Annotated in this window: 27 protein-coding genes; 10 read left to right on the top strand and 17 right to left on the bottom strand. The window is 62.7% G+C overall.

The genetic code is table 11. The features are described from left to right. Positions 1–13 precede the first annotated feature (13 nt). From B9Z31_RS11395 to B9Z31_RS11355, 9 genes are all read right to left on the bottom strand, one after another. The gene (locus B9Z31_RS11395; RefSeq protein WP_100119676.1) at positions 14–709 is read right to left on the bottom strand and encodes an SDR family NAD(P)-dependent oxidoreductase; all 696 of its coding nucleotides are present in this window, start codon (positions 707–709) and stop codon (positions 14–16) included. Next, on the bottom strand, positions 709–1,473 hold the full coding sequence (locus B9Z31_RS11390; RefSeq protein WP_100119675.1) for a formylglycine-generating enzyme family protein: 765 nt from the start codon (positions 1,471–1,473) through the stop codon (positions 709–711). Before B9Z31_RS11390 ends, B9Z31_RS11395 begins: the two co-directional genes overlap by 1 nt. A gap of 11 nt (positions 1,474–1,484) precedes the next feature. Continuing rightward, the gene (locus tag B9Z31_RS11385; RefSeq protein ID WP_100119674.1) at positions 1,485–1,862 is read right to left on the bottom strand and encodes a thiol-disulfide oxidoreductase DCC family protein; all 378 of its coding nucleotides are present in this window, start codon (positions 1,860–1,862) and stop codon (positions 1,485–1,487) included. Further along, complete coding sequence (locus B9Z31_RS11380; protein ID WP_100119673.1) at positions 1,859–2,479, bottom strand: histidine phosphatase family protein; 621 nt, start codon at positions 2,477–2,479, stop codon at positions 1,859–1,861. The genes B9Z31_RS11385 and B9Z31_RS11380 overlap by 4 nt, the downstream gene beginning before the upstream one ends. 3 nt (positions 2,480–2,482) lie before the next feature. Next, positions 2,483–3,142, bottom strand: coding sequence for a DsbA family oxidoreductase (locus B9Z31_RS11375; RefSeq protein ID WP_100119672.1), 660 nt, complete (start codon positions 3,140–3,142; stop codon positions 2,483–2,485). Between the two features lie 119 nt (positions 3,143–3,261). Then, complete coding sequence (locus B9Z31_RS11370; RefSeq protein ID WP_100119671.1) at positions 3,262–4,152, bottom strand: alpha/beta fold hydrolase; 891 nt, start codon at positions 4,150–4,152, stop codon at positions 3,262–3,264. Positions 4,153–4,178: 26 nt separating this feature from the next. Next, entirely contained in the window at positions 4,179–5,351 is a 1,173-nt protein-coding gene (locus tag B9Z31_RS11365; RefSeq protein WP_100119670.1) for an MFS transporter, read from the bottom strand. Between the two features lie 121 nt (positions 5,352–5,472). Beyond that, complete coding sequence (aroC, locus tag B9Z31_RS11360; RefSeq protein WP_100119669.1) at positions 5,473–6,570, bottom strand: chorismate synthase; 1,098 nt, start codon at positions 6,568–6,570, stop codon at positions 5,473–5,475. A gap of 333 nt (positions 6,571–6,903) precedes the next feature. Next, on the bottom strand, positions 6,904–7,371 hold the full coding sequence (locus B9Z31_RS11355) for a CBS domain-containing protein (protein WP_100119668.1): 468 nt from the start codon (positions 7,369–7,371) through the stop codon (positions 6,904–6,906). A 113-nt stretch (positions 7,372–7,484) separates the two neighbouring features. Between B9Z31_RS11355 and B9Z31_RS11350 the strand changes: the two genes are divergently transcribed. The 4 genes from B9Z31_RS11350 (at position 7,485) to B9Z31_RS11330 (ending at position 11,791) form a co-directional block, all read left to right on the top strand. Further along, positions 7,485–8,786 (top strand): O-acetylhomoserine aminocarboxypropyltransferase, encoded by a 1,302-nt coding sequence (locus tag B9Z31_RS11350; RefSeq protein WP_100119667.1) that lies wholly within the window; start codon positions 7,485–7,487, stop codon positions 8,784–8,786. Positions 8,787–8,788: 2 nt separating this feature from the next. Then, complete coding sequence (locus B9Z31_RS11345; RefSeq protein WP_100119666.1) at positions 8,789–9,613, top strand: alpha/beta fold hydrolase; 825 nt, start codon at positions 8,789–8,791, stop codon at positions 9,611–9,613. 496 nt (positions 9,614–10,109) lie between these two features. Further along, positions 10,110–11,450, top strand: a complete 1,341-nt coding sequence (locus B9Z31_RS11335; RefSeq protein ID WP_100119664.1) for a cytochrome P450 — start codon at positions 10,110–10,112, stop codon at positions 11,448–11,450. A 17-nt stretch (positions 11,451–11,467) separates the two neighbouring features. Further along, entirely contained in the window at positions 11,468–11,791 is a 324-nt protein-coding gene (locus tag B9Z31_RS11330) for a DUF962 domain-containing protein (protein ID WP_100119663.1), read from the top strand. 4 nt (positions 11,792–11,795) lie between these two features. On the opposite strand, the gene B9Z31_RS11325 is transcribed toward B9Z31_RS11330, so the two are convergent. Then, a complete protein-coding gene (locus B9Z31_RS11325) occupies positions 11,796–13,037 on the bottom strand; it encodes a YihY family inner membrane protein (RefSeq protein WP_100119662.1) in 1,242 nt (413 codons plus the stop codon). 21 nt (positions 13,038–13,058) lie between these two features. On the opposite strand from B9Z31_RS11325, the gene B9Z31_RS11320 reads away from it, so the two are divergent. Continuing rightward, positions 13,059–13,466, top strand: a complete 408-nt coding sequence (locus B9Z31_RS11320) for a DUF2069 domain-containing protein (RefSeq protein ID WP_100119661.1) — start codon at positions 13,059–13,061, stop codon at positions 13,464–13,466. A 5-nt stretch (positions 13,467–13,471) separates the two neighbouring features. Next, on the top strand, positions 13,472–14,896 hold the full coding sequence (locus B9Z31_RS11315) for an FAD-binding oxidoreductase (RefSeq protein WP_100119660.1): 1,425 nt from the start codon (positions 13,472–13,474) through the stop codon (positions 14,894–14,896). Positions 14,897–14,905: 9 nt separating this feature from the next. Here the strand turns inward: B9Z31_RS11315 and B9Z31_RS11310 are convergent, their stop codons facing one another. The 4 genes from B9Z31_RS11310 to B9Z31_RS11295 form a co-directional block, all read right to left on the bottom strand. Next, entirely contained in the window at positions 14,906–15,160 is a 255-nt protein-coding gene (locus tag B9Z31_RS11310) for a DUF2442 domain-containing protein (protein WP_100119659.1), read from the bottom strand. A gap of 8 nt (positions 15,161–15,168) precedes the next feature. Continuing rightward, complete coding sequence (locus B9Z31_RS11305) at positions 15,169–15,429, bottom strand: DUF4160 domain-containing protein (protein ID WP_100119658.1); 261 nt, start codon at positions 15,427–15,429, stop codon at positions 15,169–15,171. A 150-nt stretch (positions 15,430–15,579) separates the two neighbouring features. Next, positions 15,580–16,386: a peptidylprolyl isomerase gene (locus B9Z31_RS11300; protein ID WP_143473846.1), complete on the bottom strand. Its 807-nt coding sequence runs from the start codon at positions 16,384–16,386 to the stop codon at positions 15,580–15,582. Between the two features lie 39 nt (positions 16,387–16,425). Then, a complete protein-coding gene (locus B9Z31_RS11295) occupies positions 16,426–16,704 on the bottom strand; it encodes a hypothetical protein (protein ID WP_143473845.1) in 279 nt (92 codons plus the stop codon). A gap of 339 nt (positions 16,705–17,043) precedes the next feature. On the opposite strand from B9Z31_RS11295, the gene B9Z31_RS11290 reads away from it, so the two are divergent. Genes B9Z31_RS11290 through xth form a run of 4 tightly spaced genes read left to right on the top strand, consistent with a single transcriptional unit; the run spans position 17,044 to position 19,780 of the window. Next, the gene (locus B9Z31_RS11290; protein ID WP_100119655.1) at positions 17,044–17,895 is read left to right on the top strand and encodes a thymidylate synthase; all 852 of its coding nucleotides are present in this window, start codon (positions 17,044–17,046) and stop codon (positions 17,893–17,895) included. A gap of 11 nt (positions 17,896–17,906) precedes the next feature. After that, on the top strand, positions 17,907–18,395 hold the full coding sequence (locus tag B9Z31_RS11285; protein WP_100119654.1) for a dihydrofolate reductase: 489 nt from the start codon (positions 17,907–17,909) through the stop codon (positions 18,393–18,395). 10 nt (positions 18,396–18,405) lie between these two features. Further along, entirely contained in the window at positions 18,406–18,978 is a 573-nt protein-coding gene (locus tag B9Z31_RS11280) for a DUF4337 domain-containing protein (protein WP_100119653.1), read from the top strand. Between the two features lie 7 nt (positions 18,979–18,985). Beyond that, the gene (gene xth, locus B9Z31_RS11275; protein ID WP_100119652.1) at positions 18,986–19,780 is read left to right on the top strand and encodes an exodeoxyribonuclease III; all 795 of its coding nucleotides are present in this window, start codon (positions 18,986–18,988) and stop codon (positions 19,778–19,780) included. 140 nt (positions 19,781–19,920) lie between these two features. Here xth and B9Z31_RS11270 read toward each other — a convergent pair whose 3' ends face one another. Genes B9Z31_RS11270 through B9Z31_RS11260 form a run of 3 tightly spaced genes read right to left on the bottom strand, consistent with a single transcriptional unit; the run spans position 19,921 to position 25,015 of the window. Next, a complete protein-coding gene (locus tag B9Z31_RS11270) occupies positions 19,921–20,898 on the bottom strand; it encodes an alpha-E domain-containing protein (protein ID WP_100119651.1) in 978 nt (325 codons plus the stop codon). A gap of 16 nt (positions 20,899–20,914) precedes the next feature. Continuing rightward, the gene (locus B9Z31_RS11265; RefSeq protein WP_100119650.1) at positions 20,915–22,366 is read right to left on the bottom strand and encodes a circularly permuted type 2 ATP-grasp protein; all 1,452 of its coding nucleotides are present in this window, start codon (positions 22,364–22,366) and stop codon (positions 20,915–20,917) included. A 51-nt stretch (positions 22,367–22,417) separates the two neighbouring features. Then, complete coding sequence (locus B9Z31_RS11260; RefSeq protein ID WP_100119822.1) at positions 22,418–25,015, bottom strand: DNA internalization-related competence protein ComEC/Rec2; 2,598 nt, start codon at positions 25,013–25,015, stop codon at positions 22,418–22,420. Between the last annotated feature and the right edge of the window lie 276 nt (positions 25,016–25,291).

Genomic DNA, 25,291 nt, shown 5'->3' with positions numbered 1-25,291 from the left:
GTTGACGCCCCCTTCACCAGGGGATGTGCCGCCCCAGGTGGTCCACAAACTGCGCTCGCCCGGTGGGCTGCAAGTGGTCCAGCACGCTCAGCAAGCGCCGGGCCGCTTCATCGGGCGGGAGGGCGTCGTCGCCCACGAAGGGTTGGCTCAATGCGGACTGCACCGTGCCCGGTTGCAAAGCGGCGACCACAGCCATCGGCCTGCGCCGCGCGATTTCAATGGCAGCGGTTTGCAACAGCATGTTGAGCGCGGCTTTGGCCGCGCGGTAGCCGTACCAGCCGCCTTTGCGGTTGTCTTCGATGCTGCCCACCCGCGCCGACAACTTGCCCCAGATGACGCGCTGGCCCGTCGCCAACAAGGGCGCGACATGTTTGAGCACCAAGGCTGGCCCAACGGCGTTGGTCTGGAGCGCTGCCAGCAAATGCGCCGCGTCCAGCTCATCCAGCCGTTTTTCAGGGCCGCGGCCGTTCAATGTGAGTGCGCCCGTCGCGTCCAGCACCAGATGGAAAGGCCCCTGCCCGGCCAGCGACTGGGCGCAGTGGGCGATGCTGGCTTCGTTCAACAGATCCAGACCCGGCTCGCTTTGGCGCGACACGCCCAAAGCGCCAGCGCAGCGCGGGTCGCTTTGCAGCTGCCGCAGCAAGGCTTGGCCGATGGCGCCGCTCGCACCGATCACCAGGGCGCGATAGCCCTCAGGCAGGGACAGCATCATGAAGGGGTCTTGCTCGGCTTGGGTTTGTTGAGCGGCAGGTCGTAGGCACAGCGAAAGCCGAGGTACACCACATACACATCCGCCGGCTTGAAGGCCTGGACATCGGCCTTCATGTTGTAAGCGCCGTACCACCACGAGCCGCCCACGGTGCGCCGCTGGCCACCCTGCTCATCGGTGGTCCACTCCCACACATTGGCACCCATGTCGTACAAGCCATTCACGCCCTGGCGCGTGGCACCGGCGGGCGCTGCCCGGGGCCAAGGGTCGGGGTCGCTGGTGTTCGCGCCTTGCGGGCTGTCACCCGTGCTCCAGGCATACGTTTTGCCTTTGACCCAAGGCGCCGGTGGCTTGTCGCGCAACTCGGTGAAGCCGGCTTTTTGCCATTCCGCGCCGGTGGGCAGGCGCCCGCCGGCCCAGCGGCAGTAAGCCTGCGCCTCGGCAAAGTCCAGATGCACCGCAGGCAAATCGGCACTCGCTGAAACGCCATCCGGTTGGCGCCAAGACCAACCGGGACGGCGTACCCATCCGCCCACGTACTCAAAACCACCGCCCTCTTTTTCGGCGCGGGTCACGGTGCCGGTCGCGCGCACATAGCGCTCAAACTGGCCAATGGTGACTTCGGTGCGGTCCAGGGCCCAATCGCCCAAAGCCACCTTCTCACCCACTTGGGCGAACGCCAGGTTCGTGCAAGCAGCGATCAGCGCGCCCGCACCCCACAGCGAGCCCCAAGGCCAAACACTGGAAATCACGCGATTGAACATGTTCAAACCCTTTAGCCTTCAGACCAACGCCGCACCCATTTCTGCATTTGCGGGCGAACCTTCAAAAACATGCGGTAACCGAGTTCAAAACACCAAGACAGGGGCGGCCAAGCCGACAACCAGCCCAGCCAGCGCCAGCCCGCAAACAAACGCCACATCTGCGAAAACGCCGCCGCGCCACTGAACATGCGGCCCTGGCTGTCGCGCACATGGAAGCGGGCCATGGCCGCTTGGCAGCTCAGACCGCCCAAGTCTTGGCCGGCACTCACGTCCACCCACGTCATGGCCTGTGACTCGGGCAAACGGCGGTAAATGGCGATCTCGGCGCGGCACAGGGGGCACGAGCCATCGAAATACACCGTCAAGATCGGGTAGGCGGCGGTGTTCATGCCGCCACCCGCGCACGCGCGCGCAAACGCCCTTGGGCATCGACCCAAAAGCCTTCGCCCATCTCGGGGTAGGCGCCGGTCAAGGCGGTCATGATGACTTGGTGGGTCACCCACACCTCGGTGCGCCCGGCGGGCATGGCCAGCAAGCGCTCGCGCAAGGCCTGGATTTGCGCTGCCGGGTTGCCTTGGCCTGCAAAGGTGCTGTTGAGCGCTGGCCAGTCTTCGTACTGCCCAAACGCCAAACGCGCCGTGTCTTGGCAACGGCACCATTGGCTGGTTCGCACCGCATCGGGCTTCAAGCCCTGGGCGCGGGCCCACTCGCCCATGGCCCGCGAGGCGCGTTGCCCCTCTGGGCTCAAGTTGCGCTGCGTGCGGCACTGGCCCAAAACAAATTCGGGCGGATCGCCCAAACCCGCTTCGGTCACGGCATGGCGCACCAACAGCACCCCGCCCTCTCGGCGCCAAAGCGTGGCCAATTCGGTCAATGCGCTGCCCGTTTGCGCCCCCACCGGGCGGGGCAGCAGCGACAACAGGGGCGCGGACACCGCGAGCGCCAAGCCAGCCAGCGCGCTTCGCCGTTGCCACTGCGCGGGCCCATCCCAGTCATGCCGGTTCATGGCTCAACCCACTTCGCCAGAGGCGATGCGGCGCAGGGCTTGCTCAAACACCTCGACCGGCTGCCCGCCAGAGATCAAGTGCTTGTCATTGATGATGATGGCCGGCACCGAGCGGATGCCCGCTTGGGTGTAGAACTGCTGGCGCTCGCGCACTTCGGCTGCATGGGCATCGCTGTCCAACACCGCGCGGGCAGCCGCCACATCCAGCCCGGCGCTGGCCACGGCGGCCAACAAAACTTCGGCGTCTTCCATGCACTCGGCGCGGCCTTGGTAGGCCTGCAGGAAGGATTTTTTCAGGGCATGCTGAGCCCCCTCGCCTTGGGCCTCGGCCCAATGCAGCAAACGGTGGGCATTGAAGGTGTTGTACACCCGCCCCCGACCACCGGGGTGGAACTCAAAACCCACCTCTGCCCCTCGTGCGGCAATGTTTTGGCGAATTTGCGCCTGCTGCTCGGGCGTGGAGCCGTATTTTTCGGTCAGGTGTTCACCCAAATCCTGTCCCCCCGCTGGCATGTGGGGGTTCAGCTCAAAGGGCTGAAAGTGCAGCTCGGCCTGGACCTGGCCGTCCAGCCGCTCCAAGGCTTTTTCCAGCGCGCCCAGCCCCACAGCGCACCAGGGGCAAGCAATGTCAGAGACAAAATCGATTTTCAAAAGGGGGGTCATGCGCAGACTTTCCGCAAAAGGCGCCTGCACACAGTCAGGCATTGATGGCATTTTCTATGCAGCGGCTGGGATTTGCTCCCTTGTCCCTGCAAAAACCCAGTCCCCGCAAGGGCGGCACTTCAAAACAACAACTCTTTGAGCAAGGCGGCATTGAACGCTGCATCGGCTTCATAAGGCACCCAATGCCCTGCATCGGCCACGGTCTGCCAGCCCCCCCAATTCGCAGACAAAGCAGGCATGGCCGATTGCAGTTCTGGCAATCGGCCTCGGTACAAAGCGTCGTGCTCGCCATAAATGGCGCTGACCCTTGACTGAATGCGCGGCAAAGTTTGCGCCAGGATATCGGTCGACGACAAGCGCCTGCGGGGCATACGGTCGCGTTGCACATTGGCCGTGTGCAGGCTCAGCGCCAGCCCGTCCAGCGACTCGGGCTTTTGCAGCATCAAGGCCATCAGGTTGTGGCGATGGACTTGCACTTGCGCCTCAAGGGTGGGCAAATGCCGCCAACCCTTGAGACGCACGCGCTCAGGGACGGTGAGGCCCATGCCGGGCGCACCCACCAACACCAGTTGCTCGGCATCCTGCGGGTATTGCGCCAGCCACAAGGCCCCAGCCATGGCACCAAACGAAAAACCCGCCAAATGGACCCCTTGCCCGCACATCCCCTCGCCTTGCAACTGCAACAAGCCCGCGTGCAAATGCTCTGGCAAGTGATCCACATCGGTGCAGCCTGCAGGCAGATCCGAGTCGCCAAACCCTGGCAAATCGGGCACCAGCACGCGGTAACCGGCATGGCGCAAAGGCGCGATGTTGCGCACCCAGTGCGTCCAGCTCCCGCTGCCGCCATGCAGCAAAACCACCACCGGCTGCGAGGCATCGCCCCACACGTGCCAGACGGTCTTGGCCTGCTGGTGTGTGCTGACGCAGCGCTGAGCACCCGCCAAAGACAGGGCCAAGGCCTCAGGCAAAAAATGGGGCAAATCCGCCGGATGAATCGTGGGTGGGCTCATGACCGATCGATCTGGGGGTACCGGACTCAAGGCAGCCGGGGGTGCTGCAAGCGCCAGACTTTGAAGGCGGCTGCCGTGGCCACGGCACTGGTGACAACGCTGAGCACAAACACGCTGCGCAAACCCCAATGCTCGCTGATGAGCCCGCCGAGCAAAGCGCCGATCACGCCCGGAAAACCGTAAGCGATGACGGTGTAGAGCGCTTGGCCCCGGCCACGCAAACGGCCCGGGAAATGGTGCGAAATCAAAGCGATGCAGACCGTGTGGTGGGTCGCGAATGTGATGGCATGCAGCGTTTGCGCCAACAGCAGCACCCACAGCACATCCGCCCAAGCCGCTGTCATGCCCATGCGCAGCAGCATGGTGGCCGAACACAGCACCAGCCAAGCCGTCAGGGGCATGCGCGGCAACCAGCGCGATTGGCTGAAGAACCACACAATTTCAACCGCCACCGACACCGCCCACAGCAAGCCGATCATGGTTTTGCTGTAACCCAATGAATCGAGGTACAGGGAAAAAAACACGTAAATGCCAATGTGCGACAACACATGCAAAAAAGTGGATGCAAAAAACCATTGCACCGGTTTTTGCTTGAGCACCGGCCGCACAGGCAGATGGGTTTGGGCATGGTGGCTCGACTCTTTCACGTCCGGCATCCACCCCACGCTGAGCAAAACAGCCCCCAAAGTCAACACCGTCCAAGCTGGAAAATGCTGCATGCCAAAGGCCTCGAACCAGGCCCCGGCAACGAACACCGTGATCAAAAACCCCATGGAGCCCCACAGCCTGACTCGGCCATAGCGCTTGGTGTCAAAAGCACCCCCCTGACTGACCAAGTGGGCCATGGCCGCCTCGCTCATGGGCATCATGGCGCTGGTGTGGGTGAACATGAGCAACAACACCAAGCCCAGGCCCAAAGGCCCCCAATCCCAAAACAGCAGGCAAGCCGAGGCAAACGCCACCCCTGCGCCGATGCGCAGCAGCTTCACACGCTCGCCCGTGCGGTCGCTCAAAGCGCCCCAGGCGTAAGGGGCAAACAAACGGGTGGTGGCTTGCACAGCCGTGAGCACACTGATGGTCAGCAGGCTCAGCCCCATGTCTTGCAACCACAGCGGCAAGTAGGGGTTGAAGAACCCGATGTGCGCAAAGTAGCTCGCCGACAAGGCGGCAAATGGCAAGAGCTGCCGCCGCTCAGTCATAGACCATCACAGCCCCTGTAGGAGGCTTCCCTTGTAGCAGGCTGCCCCTGCAGCCGAATCTGCGCTCGGGGCAAGGGATCGAGCATTCGCGAGCAGGGGCTCGCGCCCACAAACAAAGGCATCAGGGCTTGGCCGCTGGAATCGGGGCCAGGTCGTGCGACACATCACCGCACTGCGCGCGGTGCTGCAAAGCGTGCTCCATGACCACCAGGGCCAGCATCGCCTCGGCAATGGGCGTGGCACGGATGCCCACGCACGGGTCATGACGGCCTTTGGTGATGACCTCGGTCGGCTGGCCCGCTGAGTCAATCGATTCACGGGCGATCAAAATGGAACTGGTGGGCTTGACGGCAATGGCCACCTCAATGTCTTGCCCGGTGCTGATGCCGCCGAGCACGCCACCCGCGTTGTTGCCGACAAAGCCTTCTGGCGTGAGCGTGTCGCCTGCGGCGCTGCCCTTTTGCGTGACACAGCCAAAACCCGCACCGATCTCCACGCCCTTGACCGCGTTGATGCCCATCATGGCGAAAGCGATGTCAGCGTCGATCTTGTCAAACAAGGGCTGACCCAAACCGACGGGCACGCCTCGCGCCACCACCCGCAGCCGAGCCCCACACGAGTCACCCGACTTGCGCAGGGCGCCCATGTAGTCCTCCAGCGCCGACACATCGGCCACCGGTGCAAAAAACGGGTTGTTCGGCACATGGTCCCAGCTCTCAAAGCCGATCGGCACATCGCCGATTTGGGTCATGCAGCCCACAAAGGTGGTGCCAAACTTTTCCTTGAGCCACTTCTTGGCCACTGCGCCGGCAGCCACCATGGGGGCGGTCAGGCGAGCCGATGAGCGGCCACCGCCTCGCGGGTCGCGCAGGCCGTATTTGCGCCAGTAGGTGTAGTCGGCATGGCCCGGGCGGAAGGTTTGCAGGATGTCGCCGTAGTCTTTGCTGCGCTGGTCGGTGTTTTGGATCAGCAGGCAAATGGGGGTGCCGGTCGTCAGGCCCTGGTACACACCTGAGAGGATTTGCACCGCATCGGGCTCGTTGCGCTGGGTGACGTATTTGCTGGTGCCAGGGCGGCGTCGGTCCAGATCGGGCTGGATGTCGGCCTCACTCAAGGGCATGCCCGGAGGGCAGCCGTCGATCACGCAGCCAATGGCCGGGCCGTGGGATTCACCAAAATTGGTGACCGAGAAAAGATGTCCGAATGTATTGCCGCTCATGAAGCCATTATCCCAGAGCGGCGCTTCGTGTTGTGTGGGAGGCCGAATTGGTGCGCGCTGGGGCAGTTCAAGCATTCGCGAGCAGGGGCTCGCTCCCACAGAATGAATGGACCCGCGCTTGGTTCCCCGTGGGAGGTCGCCCCTGCGGCCGAATCTGCGCACATTGGGCCAGTTCGGGCATTCGCGAGCAGGGGCTCGCTCCCACAGATGGAGAAGGTATTTTGTGGGAGGCCGCCCCTGCGGCCGAATTGGTGCACGCTTGGGCAGTTCGAGCATTCGCGAGCAGGGGCTCGCTCCTACTAAGTGAGGGCGGGGGGCCGCCAGCGGAAAGAATCAGAGTTTGACGTCTTCGGCCTCGGGGGCCGAGCCTTCGGGCCAGTCGCGGATGTAGGCTTTGAGCATCTTGTTTTCGAAGTTCTGGCCATCCACCACAGCTTTGGCCACGTCGTAAAAGCTGATCACACCCATCAGCATGTGGCCCTCCATGACCGGCATGTAGCGGGCATGGTGCTCCAGCATCATGCGGCGCACATCGTCAATATCGGTCTCACCCGTGCAGGTCAGCGGTTGGGCATCCATGGCATCGCTCACCAAAGAGGCCCCGGCCTGACCGCCGTTTTTGACGATTTGCAGGATCACCTCCCGGAAAGTAAGCATGCCCGCCAAGGCCCCTTTGGCCATCACGACCAAAGACCCCAGGTCTTTTTCGGCCATGTCGGTCATGGCGCGACCCAAAAGCTCGTCCGATTGGACCGTGAACAGGGTACCGCCTTTGACGCGGAGGATGTCGCTGACTTTCATGGTGTGTCTCCTGAGGGTCGATCCGGGTTAGAGGTGTTGTCAATATAGCCCACAATGAACGCTCAAGACAGCGCCCAGGCCGCACCCAAGCTTTCTTTTTGAGGAGACCACCCATGGCGGGTTACAGCGATCCCGGTTTTGACACTTTGGCACTGCACGCAGGCGCGGCGCCCGACCCGAGCACGGGCGCACGCGCTGTGCCCATCCACCTGACCACCTCCTTTGTGTTCGAGTCTTCGGACCAAGCCGCCGCCCTTTTCAATTTAGAGCGCCCAGGCCATGTGTACAGCCGCATCAGCAACCCCACCAACGCGGTGCTGGAGCAGCGCATCTCGGCATTGGAGGGCGGCATTGGGGCCATCACCACATCCAGCGGCCAGGCCGCGCTGCACCTGGTCATCGCCACCCTCATGGGCGCGGGCTCGCACATCGTGGCTTCGTCGGCCCTGTATGGCGGCTCGCACAACCTGCTGCACTACACTCTGAGCCGCTTTGGCATCCGCACCACCTTTGTCAAACCCGGCGACTTGGATGCCTGGCGGGCCGCCGTGCAGCCCGACACCAAACTCTTTTTTGGCGAAACCGTGGGCAACCCCGGCATGGACGTGCTGGACATCGAAGCCGTGAGCGCCATCGCACACGAAGCAGGCGTGCCGCTGCTGGTGGACTCCACCCTCACCTCGCCTTGGCTCATCAAGCCCTTTGACCACGGGGCCGACCTCGTTTACCACTCGGCCACCAAGTTCCTGTCGGGGCACGGCACGGTGGTGGGCGGTGTGGTGGTCGATGGCGGCAGTTTTGACTGGGACCGATCGGGCAAATTTGCCGAGCTGAGCCAAGCCTACGCGGGCTTTCACAACATGGTCTTCAGTGAAGAGAGCACCGTGGGCGCCTTTTTGCTGCGGGCGCGGCGCGAGGGCCTGCGTGACTTTGGCGCCTGCATGAGCCCGCACACCGCCTGGCTGATTTTGCAAGGCATCGAAACCCTGCCCTTGCGCATGGCCCGGCACATGGAAAACACCGCCAAAGTGGTCGAGTTTTTGGCCGCGCACCCGCTGGTCAGCCGCGTGGGCCACCCCCTGCTGGACAGCCACCCCTCGCACGCCTTGGCGCAAAAGCTCTTGCCGCGCGGCGCGGGCTCGGTGTTCAGCTTCGACATGAAGGGCTCTCGAGCCCAAGGCCAAAAGTTCATCGAGACCCTCAAGGTCTTCAGCCACCTGGCCAATGTGGGCGACTGCCGCAGCCTGGTGATCCACCCGGCCAGCACCACGCATTTCCGCATGACGGACGAAGCCCTGGCCGCAGGCGGCATCGGCCCCGGCACCATCCGTTTGTCGATCGGTTTGGAAGACCCGGCTGACCTGATCGACGACCTGAAAAAAGCGCTCAAAGCGGCCGAAAAAGCGGGAGCCTGACCATGAAGATCTCCGTTCAAGGCCATGACCTTTACGCCTACACCGGTGGCAAGCCTTTCAACCCCGAGCAGCCCACTGCGGTGTTCATCCACGGGGTGCTCAACGACCACAGCGTCTGGATTTTGCAAACCCGCTACATGGCGCACCACGGCTGGAACGTGCTGGCCATCGACCTGCCCGGGCACTGCAAAAGCGCAGGCACCCCGCCCCCAAGCGTGGAAGCCGCCGCCGACACCGTTATCGCGCTGCTCGATGCGCTCAAGATCGAAAAAGCCGCGCTGATCGGCCACAGCTTTGGCTCGCTCATTGCCTTGGAGGCTGCGGCCCGCGACGCGGCAGCCCACCCCGGGCGCGTGAGCCACTTGGTCATGGTGGGCACGGCCTACCCGATGCGCGTGTCGCCCGCCTTGCTCGAACTGTCGGTCAGCGCCCCCTTCAAAGCCATCGACATGGTCAACAGCTTCTCGCATTCCACACTCGCTCCACCGCCTTCGGCCTTGGGCCCCGGCACCTGGCTGTATGGCGGCAGCAAGGCGCTGATGCGCCGGGTGCTGGCCAGCAACACCCAGGTCAACGTGTTCCACACCGGCTTCAAGGCCTGCGACGACTACCGAGGAGCGGAGTCGGCCATGCCGCAAGTGGCCTGCCCCACCCTGTTGGTGCTGGGCAGCGCCGACCAGATGACGCCGCCCAAAGCCGCACAAAGCCTGATCGAGCTGTGTGCCAGGCCTCAAGTGGTGACGCTGCCTGCAGGCCATTCGCTCATGACCGAAGCGCCCGAGGGCGTGTTGCAGGCGCTCAAGGATTTTTTAAAACCGTGCGCATGACAAGCCATCGCGAGCAGGGGCTCGCTCCCACGGAACACGGCAAGCACTTGGCTTTTGTGGGAGGCTGCCCCTGCAGCCGAAGGACGGCTTGGGTTTTGAGGGACATTCGCGAGCAGGGGCTCGCTCCCACGGAACACGGCAAGCACTTGGCTTTTGTGGGAGGCTGCCCCTGCAGCCGAAGGACGGCTTGGGTTTTGAGGGACATTCGCGAGCAGGGGCTCGCTCCCACGGAACACCGCAAGCACCCAGCTTTTCACGGCTCGCACCTGGCTTTTGTGGGAGGCTGCCCCTGCAGCCGAAGGACGGCTTGGGTTTTGAGGGACATTCGCGAGCAGGGGCTCGCTCCCACGGAACACGGCAAGCACTTGGCTTTTGTGGGAGGCTGCCCCTGCAGCCGAAGGACGGCTTGGGTTTTGAGGGGCATTCGCGAGCAGGGGCTCGCTCCCACGGAACACGTTTTGGTGGACATTCGCGAGCGGGGGCTCGCGCCTACGACATGAACACACTGACTGCTCACATCACCCCGCCCCTGTCGGCGGACAGGGCGCAAGAGATCGCTCGGACGCTCGACCTGCGGGCCTTGCCGCGCGACTTTTTGGACAACCCTTACCCGGTCTATGCCGCACTGCGCGAGTCCGAGCCCTTCAAGCGCATGCCCGACGGCTCGTATTTCCTCACGCGCCTTGCCGATGTGGTGGCGGTGTACCGCGACGCCAAGGTCTTCAGCTCTGACAAACAAGTCGAGTTCGGCCCCAAATACAACCACGCGCCTTTCAACCAGCCGCCCTTCGCCACGGCGAGCGGCCTGGCCCCGCTGTTCGAACACCACACCAGCAGCCTGGTCTTCAACGACCCACCACTGCACACCCGGGTGCGGCGGCTCATCATGGGCGCCCTCACCCGCCGCGCCATTGAAGCCATGGAGCCTGGCCTGGTGCTGCTGGTGGACAGCCTGCTGGACAAGCTCCAGGCCCAAGGCGGCGGCGACCTGATCGAAGACTTTGCCTCGGCCATTCCGGTGGAGATCATCGGCAACTTGCTGGGCGTGCCGCACGCCGAGCGCGAGCCTTTGCGCGGCTGGTCGCTGGCCATTTTGGGGGCGCTCGAGCCGACCCTGAGCCCTGAGCAAGAAGCATTGGGCAACCGCAGCGTGAGTGAATTTTTGGCTTACCTGCGCCGTTTGGTGGCCGATCGCCGACAGCACCCCGGCGACCCGGAGCGCGACGTGCTGACCCGCTTGATTCAGGGCGAAAAAGACGACAAAAATGGTGTCGATGCCCTGAGCGAAGTCGAGCTGCTGCAAAACTGCGTGTTTTTGCTCAATGCCGGGCACGAGACCACCACCAACCTGATCGGCAATGCGCTCATCTCATTGCAAGAATGGCCAGGGCAGCGCCAACAGCTCCAGGCGGACTTGAAGCAAGCGGCCACTGAGGCAGAACGTGATCAGATCATGGGCCTTGCGGTGGACGAGTTCTTGCGCTTTGAATCGTCCAACCAACTGAGCAACCGCCGCGCGCTTGAAGCCACCCAGGTCAACGGCATGGACTTGCCCGCCGGCGCCTTGGTCACGCTGTGCATTGGCGCCGCCAACCGCGACCCTGCCGTGTACGACAAGCCCGAACAACTGAACCTGCGCCGCACCGGCAACAAGCACCTGGCCTTTGGCTTTGGCGTGCACCAGTGTGCGGGTTTGAGTTTGGCGCGCTTGGAGGGGCGCATCGCCATCGGGCGGTTTTTGCAGCGCTTTCCCGACTACCAACTCAGCCAAGCCCCCGTGCGCGGGGGCCGAGCGCGGTTTCGCGGCTTCTTGCACGCGCCGTTCTCAACCTGCTAAGCACCCGGAGACACACCATGGACAGCACCGAAACCCCCGCGCCTCGCCACACCTGCTTTGCCGACTTCTACCCTTTTTACCTGAGCGAGCACAGCAACCGAAACTGCCGGCGCATGCATTTTGTGGGCAGCACCTTGGGCCTGATGTGCCTGGCCATGTTGGCCGTGACCGGCAAGCCCCAGTACTTTTTGTATGGCCTGCTGTGTGGTTACGCCTGCGCCTGGATCGGGCATTTTGTGTTTGAGAAAAACAAGCCGGCCAGCTTCAAACGCCCGCTCTACAGCTTCATGGGCGACTGGGTCATGTACCGCGACATGTGGCGCGGCCGGGTGAGCTTTTAAACGCTCACTTGGGCAGCAGCTGCGCCAAACGGATCTGGTCCAGACCCGTTTGCTGCCAAATCGGATCGCTTGCAGCCCCGCGCAGCACCAGCAAGCGGTCGGCCAGCGGGGCCACCGTCGCCAGCGCAGGGTCCACCAGCAAGACCTGGCGGGCTTGGCCCTGGTCGTTTTGCTCCGTCAGGCGGCCCACCCAATCGAGGCTTCGCAATACCTCCAGCACATGCCGCAGCTCGCTCGACTCCACCCGCAAGCGCAGGGCCAACTCGTCGGTGCTCCAGCCCCGCTGCTCGCAGGCCTTGGCCGCGTTCAACGCACCCAACACCTCCAAAGCCAGCCTGAAGGACCAGCCCGCCCCCTGGGGTTTGCGCCACTCTTGCCGGCCCAACTCGGGCAAGCTGGCGGCCAACACGGCCCCCAAGAGCACCAGCAGCCAAGTCACGTAAATCCAGACCAGCAAAATCGGCAGCGCCGCGAAGGCGCCGTAAATCAAGGAATAAGTGGGCACTTGCAGCAGGTACACCGCCATGCCTTTTTTGGCCAGCTCCAAGGCCCCAGCGACAAAAAAGCCGGCCGTGATGGCGTGGCGCCAGCGCACGCGTGTGTAGGGCACATAAAAATACAAACCACTGACACAGGCGGTGAGCAGCAAAAACTCAAAACTGTCGAGCAACCACCGGATGGAGCCCGGCAGCACATTGACCACATCGCTTGAAGCCGTCACCACATAAGAGGTGATGGCCAGGCTGGCCCCCAAAAACAAAGGCCCCAAGGTGATTGATGACCAATACAGCAAGACCCTTTGCGCCAAAGGCCGCTGCCGCTGCAAGCCCCAAATCTGCCCCAAAGTGCGCTCGATCGTGACCATCAAAAACACGGCCGACATCAACACCGCCACCAAACCGACCGACCCCAGACGGCTGGCTTTGCGCGAAAACTGCGTCAAATAACTCAGCACCTGGCGGGCAATGCTCTCGGGCACCAGACTTTCAATCAACCAGCGCTGAATCGTGTCTTGGAACTTGCCAAACACCGGAAACGCCGCAAACACGGCCAAACCGACCGCAAACAAAGGCACCAAAGCCAGCACGGTGGTGAAGGTGAGCGAGCTGGCGCTCACGCCCAAGCGGGCATCGCGAAAGCGCTCGGCCAACACGCCGGCCATTTGGCGCCACGGAAAAACCAACAACTCTTGCCACCATAGAGCGGCATGGGCGCGTAAAGTGGTCTTGGACAGAGAAGATTGCATGCCCGGTATGATGCCACCGCAATGAACACACACACAGAAAACAACCCCGCAGGCGTCGATTTCACCCGCTGGATGGCCGTGGGCAGCTTGCTCGGCCTCATCGCTTTGGGCTTGGCATGGGAACTTTGGCTGGCGCCCTTGCGCCCGGGTGGCTCTTGGTGGGCCATCAAGGTTTTGCCGCTGTGCATCCCGCTGGCAGGTTTGCTCAAAAACCGCATGTACACCTACCGCTGGGTCAGCATGCTGGTGTGGCTTTATTTTGTAGAGGGTGTGGTGCGGGCCTGGGGCGACGCCTGGCCGTCCAACGCGCTGGCCGGGCTGCAAACCCTGCTGTGCACCACCCTGTTTGTGGCCTGCGCTTTGCATGTGCGCATCCGCTTCAAAGCCGCCAAAGCCACAGGCCATTTTGTGCCCGTTCCCCGGGACTGAACGCCATGACCGCTGCCTTGTTAGATCAATTGCGCCAGATTTGTGGCCCCGCCCACGTGCTCACCCACGAAGACCCGGCCACCGACCTCAGCCCCTGGGAGCAAGACTGGCGCAAACGCGTCAAAGGCCGTGCCTTGGCCGTGGTGCGTCCGGGTGACACCGCACAAGTGGCCGCCGTGGTCAAAGCTTGTGCCGCGGTGGGCGCGCCCATCGTGCCGCAAGGCGGCAACACCGGGCTGGTGGTGGGCGGCGTGCCCAACGGCTCGGGCACACAAATTGTGCTGAGCATGACCCGCATGAACGCCGTGCGGGCCATCGACCCGGCCAACCTCACCATCACGGTCGAGGCCGGTTGCGTGCTGCAAAACCTGCAGGCCGCCGCCGAAGCGGCGGGTTTTCTGTTCCCCCTGAGCTTGGGCGCCGAAGGCAGCTGCACCATCGGCGGCAACTTGGGCACCAATGCGGGCGGCACGCAGGTGGTGCGCTACGGCAACACCCGCGAGCTGTGCCTGGGCCTGGAAGTGGTGAACGCCCAAGGCGAGGTCTGGCACGGCTTGAGCGGCCTGCGCAAAGACAACACCGGCTACGACCTGCGCAACCTGATGATCGGCAGCGAAGGCACGCTGGGCATCATCACCGCGGCCACCCTGAAGCTTTACCCCCAGCCCGCTGCGCAACTGACCGCCTGGGCCGCCGTGCCCAGCATGGAAGCGGCCGTGCAACTGCTGGGCCTGGCCCACCAGCGGCTGGGGCCGGGCCTGACGGGTTTTGAAGTCATGGGCCAGTTCGCGCTGAGCTTGGTGGACAAACACTACCCGCAGCTGCGGGTGCCGCTGTGGCAAGAAACGCCATGGTGTGTGCTGCTCGAGAACTCGGACAGCGAAAGCGAAGCACACGCCCGCGGACAGTTCGAAGCCCTGCTCGAAGCCGCGCTGGAACTGGGCTGCGTGACCGATGCGGTGGTGGCGGAAAACCTGACGCAGGCCAAAGGCTTGTGGCACATCCGCGAGAGCATCACGATGGCGCAGGCCACCGAGGGCCTGAACATCAAACACGACATCAGCATCCCGGTCTCGCGCATCCCCGCCTTTGTGGCCGAGACCGACGCCCTGCTGGCGCGTGAAGTGCCCGGCGTGCGCATGGTGGACTTTGGGCACTTGGGCGACGGCAACCTGCACTACAACGTGCAAGCGCCCGAAGGGGCCGATGGCCAAGCCTTCTTACGCGCGTTCGAAGACAAGGTGAACACCTGGGTGTTTGACCAGGTCAAAAAATTTGGCGGCTCCATCAGCGCCGAACACGGCGTGGGCGAGCAAAAAGTGCACAAACTGCCGCTTTACAAAGACCCCACGGCCCTGGCCATGATGCGGGCGGTGAAAAAAGCCTTGGACCCGCAAAACTTGCTCAACCCAGGGCGGGTGCTGGGCTGAAAGAGCAAGTCAGCGCAACACCCACTCACCGTGGGATTTGATGGCCTGGTACATCGCATCGGGTGCCAAATCCAAGTCCCCGGGCCACGAGACTGCGCCACCTTCTACAAAGGCCTGCGCAAAAACCAAGGGGTCTTGGAGTGCTACAAACACACCCGTCAGGTGGCTGGGTTCAAACCGTACCCGTCCTTCAGTGCCATCTGCAAATTGAACCTTGAGCGCCAAATGCGCCACAGGTTTGACAGAGATAACATCCCAATCCATGTGTGACCTTATTTGAGTGGTGCGATCGGTTTTGGCGCTTGCTTTTCCATGCACAAACGCCAATCTTCCAACAATTCTTCCTGATGCAATTCAGCCCAATCCAGAACCAATTCTTGCGCCCTTCGAGGCAAATCACCACCTGAAATTGTGAGCATCGCAATGTCTACGGTTGCTTTGTACTCAGCGTACTGCACATGAAAATGCGGTGGTGCATGGTCATTAAAGTACATTTGAATCAGGATACCGTAAAAGGAACTGATGGTGGGCATGAAGGACTCCAATGGCTGAGGACACGGCCACTGATTGAATCCATATAAACCCTAAAATGAAATAAATATACGACTTAATTCGTAAAATTTATTGAAGCCCCACCCGCTTCACCCAGGAGGGGTCTGATGCTCAATCACCCTGTCAAAAGCTCACTTCACCACAGCCGCATCGGTCAATTTCTTGAGCAAGGCGGCGCGGCGGTTTTGGACCACGGCGGCTTGCAGCAGGTTTTTGCTCTCGTCAAAGCCGGGCACCTGGTATGGGCGCTTGCCTGTCAGCTTAACCACATGCCAGTAAGGGCCCACCTGAATGGGTGCAGCCGACACCGCGCCTGAGGCCAAATTGACCACCACATTGGAAATGGCCGGCGCAATTTGGTCGGGCAAGAACCAGCCCAGTTCACCGCCCTTGTCTTTGCTCGGGTCCATGGAGCGGGATTTGGCCAACGCATCAAAAGCCTGCCCTGAGCGCAGGGCGGTCATGACCGAACGGGCATCGGCCTCCGAGGACAACACAATGGTCGAAATCTGGAACTGCTGCAGGTCGCCGGCTGCCTTCAAGGCTTTGACCTGGCGCTCGTACTCGGCTTTGAGCTCGGCCTCGGCGATCGGGTTTTTGGTGAACTCGTCGTTCAGCACCAACTCGATCAGCAGGTTTTGGCGCATCGTCGCCAACGCGTCTTGCGTGGCAGGCAGTTTGTCGAGGCCGCGCTTTTGCGCCTCTTGCGCCATCAGCTCACGCGCCACCAGCTCTTGCTTGAGCGCGGCACGCAGCTCGGGCGTGTCTTTTTGGCCCTGGGCCACATTGGCCTGGACATTGCGGTCCATCAGGCGGGCCGCGATGGACACGCCGTTGACCACGGCCACAGGGGCGTCCGCCGACAAAGCCAGACCCGAAAAACACAGCGCACCAGAAAGACCCAATGCAGACAAGCAAAACTGAGAACGAATTTTCACAATGAACTCCAACAAATCACAAATAGACCATCTATCGTATCAAGGACGCTGGACGATCCAGAAAGAGACACGCTGCTCACCGCTTTGCAAGGCCCATTGCAAGGGGAAGCGGCGCAGCGCCGAATCCGTCAGGCGAATGGCATCGCGCTGGGGTGACAGCGCCACGCCATCTGGTGCACCTTGCAGTCTGAGCGACGCACCCGCCGCCTGGAGCCAGTTTTGCAAAGCCGCTGGCAGTGGGATGTCAGCATCCGCCCAGCCCTCGCGCAGCGCAATGTGGACCGCCCCCGCCTCATTGTCTTGAGGCAGCTTGAGCACGGTCACTTGGTAAGCCGCTGGCCACTGCGGCGCATCAGGGTGAACATCATCGGAACACTCAAAACCTGCTGACTGTCTATACCCAAAGCAATTTGGTTGCCGACAGTGACTCAACATTGAACGTGAAGTCTGGCGCTAACTATTTAGTGAGTTAAAAGGCACTGCCGGCATAGATACCACCCACACCCAGCGCTGCAGCAGAGAACCCCAAGGGCGGTGACTGGACATGTTTTCTTTTGGATTACAGGATGGGATGGACAAGCAGAATGGTAACAATGTCGCCCTCTGAAGCGATCCTTGCGCCGAGTGCCGCGGGCGGGTGGCTTAAACTCAAGCACCATGAACACCCCTGCCCAGCCCCCTCTGCGCCCTGTCCGCAGCCAGTACGAAGATTTCATGCGCCACGTCTACACGACGGGCGTGCAAAAGGGGGACCGCACCGGCACCGGCACGCGCAGCGTGTTTGGCCATCAGATGCGCTTTGACCTGAACGAAGGCTTCCCGCTGGTCACCACCAAGAAGGTGTTTTTGCGGGCCATCATCGTGGAGTTGCTGTGGTTTTTGCGCGGCGACAGCAATGTGAAGTGGCTGCAAGAGCGCGGCTGCACCATCTGGGACGAATGGGCGCGCGAAGACGGCTCGCTCGGCCCGGTTTATGGCGTGCAGTGGCGCAGCTGGCCCACGCCGGGCGGCGGCCACATTGACCAGATGCAGCAGGTCTTGGACACGCTGAAAAACAACCCCGACTCGCGCCGCATCATCGTGAGCGCCTGGAACGTGGCCGAACTCGACCAGATGGCGCTGATGCCTTGCCATGCCTTCTTTCAGTTTTATGTGGCGCCGCCCCAAAAGGCGGGCGACAAGCCCAAGCTCAGCTGCCAGCTCTACCAGCGCAGCGCCGACATCTTTTTGGGCGTGCCCTTCAACATCGCCAGCTATGCCCTGCTCACCCACATGGTGGCGCAGCAGTGCGACATGGATGTGGGCGACTTCATCTGGACAGGTGGGGATTGCCACATTTACAGCAACCACCACGATCAGGTGGAACTGCAACTGAGCCGCGCGCCCATGGCCTACCCCACGCTCAACATCAAGCGCAAGCCTGCTTCCATCTTCGACTATGAGTTTGAAGACTTCGAGGTCGTGGGCTACGAATGCCACCCCGCCATCAAAGCGCCTGTCGCTGTCTGAGGCGGGGACCGATGAAGCTGCACCTGATTTACGCCCGCGCCCGCAACGGCACGATTGGCAAAGACCAGCAGATGCCCTGGCATCTGCCGGAAGACCTGGCGCATTTCAAGCGCGTCACGCTGGGCCAGCCGGTCATCATGGGCCGCAAGACCTGGGACTCACTGCCCGCGCGCTTCAGGCCCCTGCCGGGTCGCACCAACATCGTCATCACCCGTCAGGCCGACTGGAGCGCCGATGGCGCATCGCGTGCGGCATCCATCGAAGAAGCGATGCGCCTGTGTGGCGATGTGCCCGATGCCTGGATCATGGGCGGGGCCGAGATTTACCGCCAAGCCGAACCGCTGGCCAGCACGGCGGTCGTCACCGAGATCGACGCCGACTTTGACGGCGACGCTTTTGCACCCGAGCTGGGGGCGGCCTGGCAAGAGATCCACCGCGAAACCCATGTGGGGGCAAATGGCCTGCCCTTCAGCTTCGTCACCTTCCAACACGCCATTTGAGGACACAGCCATGTCAGGACACGGATTTCATGTGCACGGCCCGCACGACCACGAACTCGAACACGCCGCGCAAGGCCACGGCGGCAACCACACCAACAGCATTGCCATGTTCACCGCCATCATCGCCACGGTGGGCGCCCTGTTCGGCTACATGGGTGGCGCCACGCAAGCGAATGCGGGCCTCTACAAAAACAACGCTGCGATCAAGAAGACCGAAGCCTCCAACCAGTGGAACTATTACCAGGCCAAAAGCAGCAAGCAAAATCTGAGCGAGTTGGCCATGGAATTGACCCCGTCCAAAAAAGAGTTTTACCAGGACGAAATCAAACGCTACAAGGGCGAAAAAGCCGAGATCAAGGCCGCAGCCGAAAAGCTGGAAGCCGAATCCCAACACTGGGACAAACAGTCGGACGAACAAATGCACCAGCACCACCGCTGGGCCCAGGCCACCACCGTGCTGCAAGTGGCCATTGCCATGGCTGCGATTGCCTTGCTGTCGCGCAAAAAATGGCTGGAGTACGTGATGTTCGGCGCGGGAGTGATCGGCGTGGGCGTGGGTGCATTGGCCGCCTTCCACATTTGAGGCCCGTATGAAAATCGCCACCTGGAACGTCAACTCACTGTCGGTTCGCCTGCCCCAAGTGCTGGACTGGTTGGCCGCTCAAAAAGAGTCGGGCGGCATTGACGTGCTGGCCTTGCAAGAACTCAAGCTGACCGACGACAAATTCCCCATCGCGGCCTTCCAAGAGGCGGGTTTCCAAGCGCAGTGGTTTGGCCAAAAAACCTACAACGGCGTGGCCCTGATATCTGTGGCCGAGGGGACCGAGGTGGTCAAAAACATCCCCGGTTTCGAAGACGACATGTCACGCGTGTTGGCGGCCACCTACCCCGACGGCGCAGGTGGCAGCCTGCGCGTGATCGGGGCCTACTTTCCAAACGGCCAGGCCCCGGACAGCGACAAGTTTGTCTACAAAATGCGCTGGCTCGACGCGCTGCGCGATTGGGTGCACAGCGAAATGACGCGCCACCCGCAACTGGTGCTCACAGGGGACTTCAACATCACTTTCGACGAACTCGACATGTGGGACCCGGTGGGCCTGAAGGACACCATCCACTGCACAGTGGCCGAGCGTGAAAAACTGCAAGCCTTGACAGACTTGGGCCTCGCCGACAGTTTTCGCCTGTTTGAGCAGCCCGAAAAAAGCTACAGCTGGTGGGACTACCGGGAGTTTGCGTTCAGGCGAAACCGGGGTTTGCGCATCGACCACATTTTGATTTCAGACGCGCTCAAAGCCAAAGCATCGGCCTGCGTGATCGACCGGGCCCCGCGCAAAAACGAACGCCCCAGCGACCACACGCCCGTGGTGCTGACCCTGGCCCCCTGAGCCGTCTGTCTTTGTAGGAGCGAGCCCCTGCTCGCGAATGAGGGTTGGGGGTCAACAAGCATTCGGCCGCGGGGGCGGCCTCCCACAGGGGTGAAGATTCGGCCGCGGGGGCGGCCTCCCACAAAGACCTTCCGAACGGGTCAGGCCGCCTGTGGCATCAAAAATTCGCGGCTGATGCGGCCGCCCAGGACGTTGACGCGCTCCAAGAACTGGGTCAGGTAGGCGTGCAGGCCGGTCGCCAGAATCTCGTCGATGCGGCCAAAGGCCAGCTCCGAGCGCAGACGCCCGGCGTGGCGCAAGGTGTCGCTTTCGCGGTCATGCGAGACCAGCGCGAGGTTGGACACCACTTCGTTCAGGCTGGCGTGCAGCGAACGCGGCATGTCGGGCCGCAGAATCAGCAACTCCGCCACGCGCTCAGGGCGGATCACATCGCGGTAAACCTTGCGGTAGACCTCAAAACCGCTGACGCTGCGCAAGATGGCGCTCCAATGGTAGAAGTCGTATTCCTGCGCACTCTCGGTCTCTGCCGCGCCGTATTGCGGGGCGCCAAAAAAGTCGTTTTGCATGGCGTGGAACTTCACATCCACCAAACGCGCGGTGTTGTCGGCCCGCTCCAAAAACGTGCCCATGCGCATGAAGTACAGCGACTCGTCCATCAGCATGGTGCCCACCGTCACGCCGCGCGAGAGGTGCGAGCGAAACTTCACCCACTCAAAAAACTGGCCCGGGTCGCGCTCGAACTCGCCGCTTTTGAGCATGCGGTTGACCTCGAGCCAGGTCTGGTTTTGCGTCTCCCACACCTCGGTGGTCAGGGTGCCGCGCACGGCACGGGCGTTCTCACGGGCGGCGCGCAGGCAGGAGATGATCGACGAGGGGTTGTCGGCATCTTTCACCATGAACGCCATCACATCGCGTGGCGTGATGGTTTTGTAGAGCGCCAGGTACGAGGGCAGCAATTCACTGATGGACAAAATGCCTTCCCAGCCGGCTTCGACAGCGGCGGCCGATTGCGGCAGCAAGGAGGTTTCGTAGCTCACATTGAGCATGCGGGCGGTGTTCTCCGCCCGCTCCATGTAGCGGGACATCCAGAAAAGGTGATCGGCGGTTCTTGAAAGCATGTGTGTTCTCCCCTGTTCAGTCCTGCAAGATCCAGGTGTCTTTGGTGCCGCCGCCTTGGGACGAGTTCACCACCAAAGAGCCTTCTTTCAGCGCCACGCGGGTCAAGCCGCCGGGTACCATCTGCACCGTGCGGCCGCTCAGCACAAAGGGGCGCAGGTCGATGTGGCGCGGTGCGATGCCGCTGTCCACGTAAGTCGGGCACGTGGACAAACTGAGCGTGGGCTGGGCGATGTAGCCCTCGGGGTTGGCCAGCAGTGCGCCGCGGAATCGCTCGATTTCGGCCTGGGTGGAGGCCGGTCCCACCAGCATGCCGTAGCCGCCTGCGCCGTGCACTTCCTTGACCACCAGGTCTTTCAGGTTGGCCAGGGTGTATTTCAGATCGTCGGGCTTGCGGCACTGAAATGTGGGCACATTCTTGAGGATGGGCTCCTCGCCCAGGTAAAACTGGACCATGTCGGGCACATAGGGGTAAACCGACTTGTCGTCGGCCACGCCCGTGCCCACCGCGTTGCAGATCGCCACATGGCCGGCCTTGTAGGCCTCCATCAGGCCCGCGCAGCCCAGTGTGGAGGTGGGACGGAACACATTGGGGTCCAAAAAGTCGTCGTCCACCCGGCGGTAGATCACATCCACGCGCTTGGGGCCGCGTGTGGTGCGCATGTAGACAAACTTGTCTTTGACGAACAGGTCTTGCCCCTCCACCAACTCCACGCCCATTTGCTGCGCCAAAAAGGCGTGCTCGAAATAAGCGCTGTTGTACATGCCGGGGGTGAGCACCACCACCGTGGGCTCGGCCGTGGTGGCGGGGCTGCTGGCGCGCAAGGTCTCCAGCAGCAGGTCGGGGTAATGCGCCACCGGGGCCACGCGGTGTTGGCTGAACAGCTCAGGAAAGAGCCGCATCATCATCTTGCGGTCTTCGAGCATGTAGCTCACGCCGCTGGGCACACGCAGGTTGTCTTCGAGCACGTAGTACTCGCCCTTGCCGGCGCTGTCGGGGGCGCGCACGATGTCGATGCCGCTGATGTGCGAATAGATGTTGTTGGGCACATCCACCCCCACCATCTCGGGGCGAAACTGCGCGTTGTGTTCGATCTGCTCGCGGGGGATGATGCCGGCCTTGAGGATGTCTTGGTCGTGGTACACATCGTGGATGAAGCGGTTGAGCGCCGTGACGCGTTGCACCAGCCCGGCCTCCATGCTTTTCCACTCTTGGGCAGCGATCACCCGGGGAATCAAGTCAAACGGGATCAATCGCTCAGTCCCCGAGCCGTCCTCGTCTTTGTCGCCATACACTGCGAACGTGATGCCCACGCGGCGAAAAATCATCTCGGCCTCTTCGCGCCGGGCGGCCATGGTCTGCGGGGCTTGGGCCTGTAACCAGCGGGCATAGGCCAGGTAGTGCTCTCGAACTTCTCCCTCTTGGCCCGATGCAGGCAGGCGGCTGTACATTTCATCGAATTGTCGCATGGCTCTTCACTCCTCAACACCTATTAGCAAGATATATACCCAAAACGGGCTTCAGGGCGGAATGCGGTGGTGCCAGTAGCGTTGTCGCTGCGTGCGCTCACACCGGACCAGCTCTGGTGCGCTGCTGCGCCACGTGGCAGCGCCGCATCGGGGGCTGTCGGCCAGTGCGATGCCCCATGCTTGGTACCGAGCCACCACTTCGGGCGCCGGGTGCCCGTAGCGGTTGCGGTAACCGGCTTGCAGCAAACCCCAGCGGGGCCTGAGCGCCTCCAAAAATGCCCGGGTGGACGACGTTTTGCTGCCGTGGTGGGGCACCAGCAAGACATCGACCGGGCTGAGGCCCGCCTGGACCAGCGCCAGCTCTTGCGCGGCCTCGATGTCGCCAGCCAACAAGGCCGAGCCCTGAGGGCCGCCTGTCATGCCCTGCGCCTGACTGGCAATGCGCAGGACACAGCTGAGCGCATTGGGCTTGGGCATTGGGGGCCCATTTTCCGCAGGGGGCGGCGGGTGCAGCACCTCAAAGCGCACGCCATCCCACTCCCAAACCTGCCCAGCCTGGCAGCGTGTCCAAGCGGGCCGCAAGGCGTGCAAAGGGTGCGGGTCTTCCAACGATGACCACAGCGCCGCCTGCCCTTGCATGGCCAACACCGCCGCCGCGCCCCCAGTGTGGTCGCTGTCTCGGTGGCTGAGCATCAAGGTGTCGATGCGCTCACCCATCTGCGCCAGCAGGGGCACCAGCACCCTGTGACCCGCGTCGCTTTCCGCCGAATAGCGCGGCCCGGCGTCGTACAACAAACTGTGGGTGGCGGTGCGCACCAGCACCGCATTGCCTTGCCCCACGTCAGCGGCCAACAGCTCAAAGGTGCCGGGTGCGGGGCGTGGGTGCGACCAAAACAAAACCGGCCAAAACAAGGGCAAAACCGCCCACTTCCAGGAAGCTGGCCAAGGCGTCACGGCCACCCAAGCCCCGGCCAGCGCGAGCGCGGCCAAGTACCAAGGCGGCATGGCCGTCGACACACTGGCCCAAGGCCATGCGGCCAAGCGGGCCAGCACCCAAGCCATGGGCTGCAGGGCCCAAGAGGCCCATTGCCAGGCATCGGACCAGAGCACACCCAAGAGGGACAAAGGGGTCACGATGAGGGTCACCCAAGGAATGGCCAACAGATTGGCCACCAAGCCCACCACCGACACCTGACCAAAAAACAAAAGCGTGAGCGGGGCCAAAGCCAAGGTGACCACCGCTTGCTCGCGCAGCAAAGCAGCGGCGCGGCGCCAAACCCAAGAGCCCCAAATAGGGCCTTGGGATGCACCCCATCGGTGCCATAAGCCTGATCGCACCACATCGGTGCGCAATGGCGACGCCAACGTGACCGCTTCGGCGCCTCGCGCAGCGCTGGGCGTTGCACCCGAGGCCATCAACACCCCGACGGCCACAAAACTCAACCAAAAACCCGGCTGCAACAGGGCCCAAGGGTCCCAAGTGAGCACCACGGCACACGCCGTCAGCCACACCAGCGCACCAGGCCACTGGCGGGCCGACAAGCGCAGCACCACCACCACACACAGCATCAACAAGGTGCGTTGCGCAGGCACACCCCAGCCGCTGAACAGGGCATAAAAACCCGCCAAGAACAAGCCCGACACAGCCCCCACGGGGGGTGCAGGCCAGCGCAAAGCCCCCTGAAAACCCCACAAGGCCGAGCGCCGCCAACCCCAAGCCACCAAGCCCGAGGCCAGCCAAGCGAACAAGGTCACATGCAAACCCGAAATGCTCATGAGGTGGGACACACCGGTGGCCCGAAAGACATCCCAATCGCTGCGGTCAATCGCCGCTTGGTCGCCCGTGACCAGGGCGGCCACGATGCCCGCTCGCTTGGCGGCGTCGGCAGGGCTGCCCGCGGGCGACAAATGCGCCAACAAGCGCTCGCGCACCGACTGCCGCCAGCCTTCTATCGGGTGCGCCCAAGTGCTGGCCAAGCGCAGAGGCACCGGGTCTTTGCGGCCTGTGCGCACAGAGCCCGCAGCGCCAATGCCCTGCTCCCACAGCCACAACTCGTAGTCAAAACCCCGTGGGTTCAAATGGCCGTGGGGCGCTTTCAGGCGCACCCGCAAACGCCAACGCTCCCCGGCTTTGACCGGCTCGGGCACGGCCGCCGTGCTCCAGCCACTGCCCTGCAAGCCGTCTTGCCCATACCAACCCAAATACACCTGCCGGGGCAGGTCAGCGTCCAGCTGCACTGCTTGTGCGGTTCCTTGCGCGTCCACAGCCCAGGCTTGCTCGATGTGAAAGCGAAAGCGCCAGCCCACATCTTGCCGCTGGGGCATGGCTTGCACCACGCCCACCACATCCAGGTCTTGCCCTTCCAGCGCTGGGGCGATGGTGTGCGCCCGTGTCCAGGCGTGCAAACCCGTGGTGCAAAAAGCGGCAGCGGCCCAGACTAAGGCCCAAGCCAAAATTGGCGCGGCCCAGCCTGCTGCTGGCCATGGGCGTGCGTTTTTCAGCCACCAAGCGCAAGCCGCCACCCCCAGCAAAACGCTGGCATAGCTGGCCCATGGCCACAAAGCGGCTTGTTGCAATTGCAGCGCCACCCCCAAGCACCAGGCCAACAAATTCCAAGACAGGTGACGGGCCCAGCCCATGCCGATCATGCCCAGCCGCGCCAGGCCAACGCCTGCGCCCCCTTGGCCCCAAATGCCTTGCCTGTCTTGCGCGCCTTGCGCGCCCTGTTGAGACGCACAGCCCCGCGCCACACGGCGCATCCGCATGGTGTCATGACAGCCTCCCTGAAATGGCTGGTTGTTGTTTTTCGCTGGCGCTCTTGGCATGGCCCTGCGCCGTGCGGGCCTCGCAGGGCAGGGGGCGTGAATCTTGGCGCGTGTCTTGCTAGTTGTAACTGCCCAAGCTGCATTTGCCATCCGTGCAGC

Origin of the sequence: Limnohabitans sp. G3-2 (assembly GCF_002778275.1) — a bacterium.
Lineage (GTDB): Bacteria > Pseudomonadota > Gammaproteobacteria > Burkholderiales > Burkholderiaceae_C > Limnohabitans_A.
This window is presented reverse-complemented; position numbering and strand designations above follow the sequence as displayed.

Bases quoted from the DNA above. Each gene is read 5' to 3' on its own strand.
- B9Z31_RS11395 (WP_100119676.1), bottom strand. From the start codon at position 709: ATGCTGTCCCTGCCTGAGGGCTATCGCGCCCTGGTGATCGGTGCGAGC.
- B9Z31_RS11390 (WP_100119675.1), bottom strand. From the start codon at position 1,473: ATGTTCAATCGCGTGATTTCCAGTGTTTGGCCTTGGGGCTCGCTGTGG.
- B9Z31_RS11385 (WP_100119674.1), bottom strand. From the start codon at position 1,862: ATGAACACCGCCGCCTACCCGATCTTGACGGTGTATTTCGATGGCTCG.
- B9Z31_RS11380 (WP_100119673.1), bottom strand. From the start codon at position 2,479: ATGAACCGGCATGACTGGGATGGGCCCGCGCAGTGGCAACGGCGAAGC.
- B9Z31_RS11375 (WP_100119672.1), bottom strand. From the start codon at position 3,142: ATGACCCCCCTTTTGAAAATCGATTTTGTCTCTGACATTGCTTGCCCC.
- B9Z31_RS11370 (WP_100119671.1), bottom strand. From the start codon at position 4,152: ATGAGCCCACCCACGATTCATCCGGCGGATTTGCCCCATTTTTTGCCT.
- B9Z31_RS11365 (WP_100119670.1), bottom strand. From the start codon at position 5,351: ATGACTGAGCGGCGGCAGCTCTTGCCATTTGCCGCCTTGTCGGCGAGC.
- aroC (WP_100119669.1), bottom strand. From the start codon at position 6,570: ATGAGCGGCAATACATTCGGACATCTTTTCTCGGTCACCAATTTTGGT.
- B9Z31_RS11355 (WP_100119668.1), bottom strand. From the start codon at position 7,371: ATGAAAGTCAGCGACATCCTCCGCGTCAAAGGCGGTACCCTGTTCACG.
- B9Z31_RS11350 (WP_100119667.1), top strand. From the start codon at position 7,485: ATGGCGGGTTACAGCGATCCCGGTTTTGACACTTTGGCACTGCACGCA.
- B9Z31_RS11345 (WP_100119666.1), top strand. From the start codon at position 8,789: ATGAAGATCTCCGTTCAAGGCCATGACCTTTACGCCTACACCGGTGGC.
- B9Z31_RS11335 (WP_100119664.1), top strand. From the start codon at position 10,110: ATGAACACACTGACTGCTCACATCACCCCGCCCCTGTCGGCGGACAGG.
- B9Z31_RS11330 (WP_100119663.1), top strand. From the start codon at position 11,468: ATGGACAGCACCGAAACCCCCGCGCCTCGCCACACCTGCTTTGCCGAC.
- B9Z31_RS11325 (WP_100119662.1), bottom strand. From the start codon at position 13,037: ATGCAATCTTCTCTGTCCAAGACCACTTTACGCGCCCATGCCGCTCTA.
- B9Z31_RS11320 (WP_100119661.1), top strand. From the start codon at position 13,059: ATGAACACACACACAGAAAACAACCCCGCAGGCGTCGATTTCACCCGC.
- B9Z31_RS11315 (WP_100119660.1), top strand. From the start codon at position 13,472: ATGACCGCTGCCTTGTTAGATCAATTGCGCCAGATTTGTGGCCCCGCC.
- B9Z31_RS11310 (WP_100119659.1), bottom strand. From the start codon at position 15,160: ATGGATTGGGATGTTATCTCTGTCAAACCTGTGGCGCATTTGGCGCTC.
- B9Z31_RS11305 (WP_100119658.1), bottom strand. From the start codon at position 15,429: ATGCCCACCATCAGTTCCTTTTACGGTATCCTGATTCAAATGTACTTT.
- B9Z31_RS11290 (WP_100119655.1), top strand. From the start codon at position 17,044: ATGAACACCCCTGCCCAGCCCCCTCTGCGCCCTGTCCGCAGCCAGTAC.
- B9Z31_RS11285 (WP_100119654.1), top strand. From the start codon at position 17,907: ATGAAGCTGCACCTGATTTACGCCCGCGCCCGCAACGGCACGATTGGC.
- B9Z31_RS11280 (WP_100119653.1), top strand. From the start codon at position 18,406: ATGTCAGGACACGGATTTCATGTGCACGGCCCGCACGACCACGAACTC.
- xth (WP_100119652.1), top strand. From the start codon at position 18,986: ATGAAAATCGCCACCTGGAACGTCAACTCACTGTCGGTTCGCCTGCCC.
- B9Z31_RS11270 (WP_100119651.1), bottom strand. From the start codon at position 20,898: ATGCTTTCAAGAACCGCCGATCACCTTTTCTGGATGTCCCGCTACATG.
- B9Z31_RS11265 (WP_100119650.1), bottom strand. From the start codon at position 22,366: ATGCGACAATTCGATGAAATGTACAGCCGCCTGCCTGCATCGGGCCAA.
- B9Z31_RS11260 (WP_100119822.1), bottom strand. From the start codon at position 25,015: ATGATCGGCATGGGCTGGGCCCGTCACCTGTCTTGGAATTTGTTGGCC.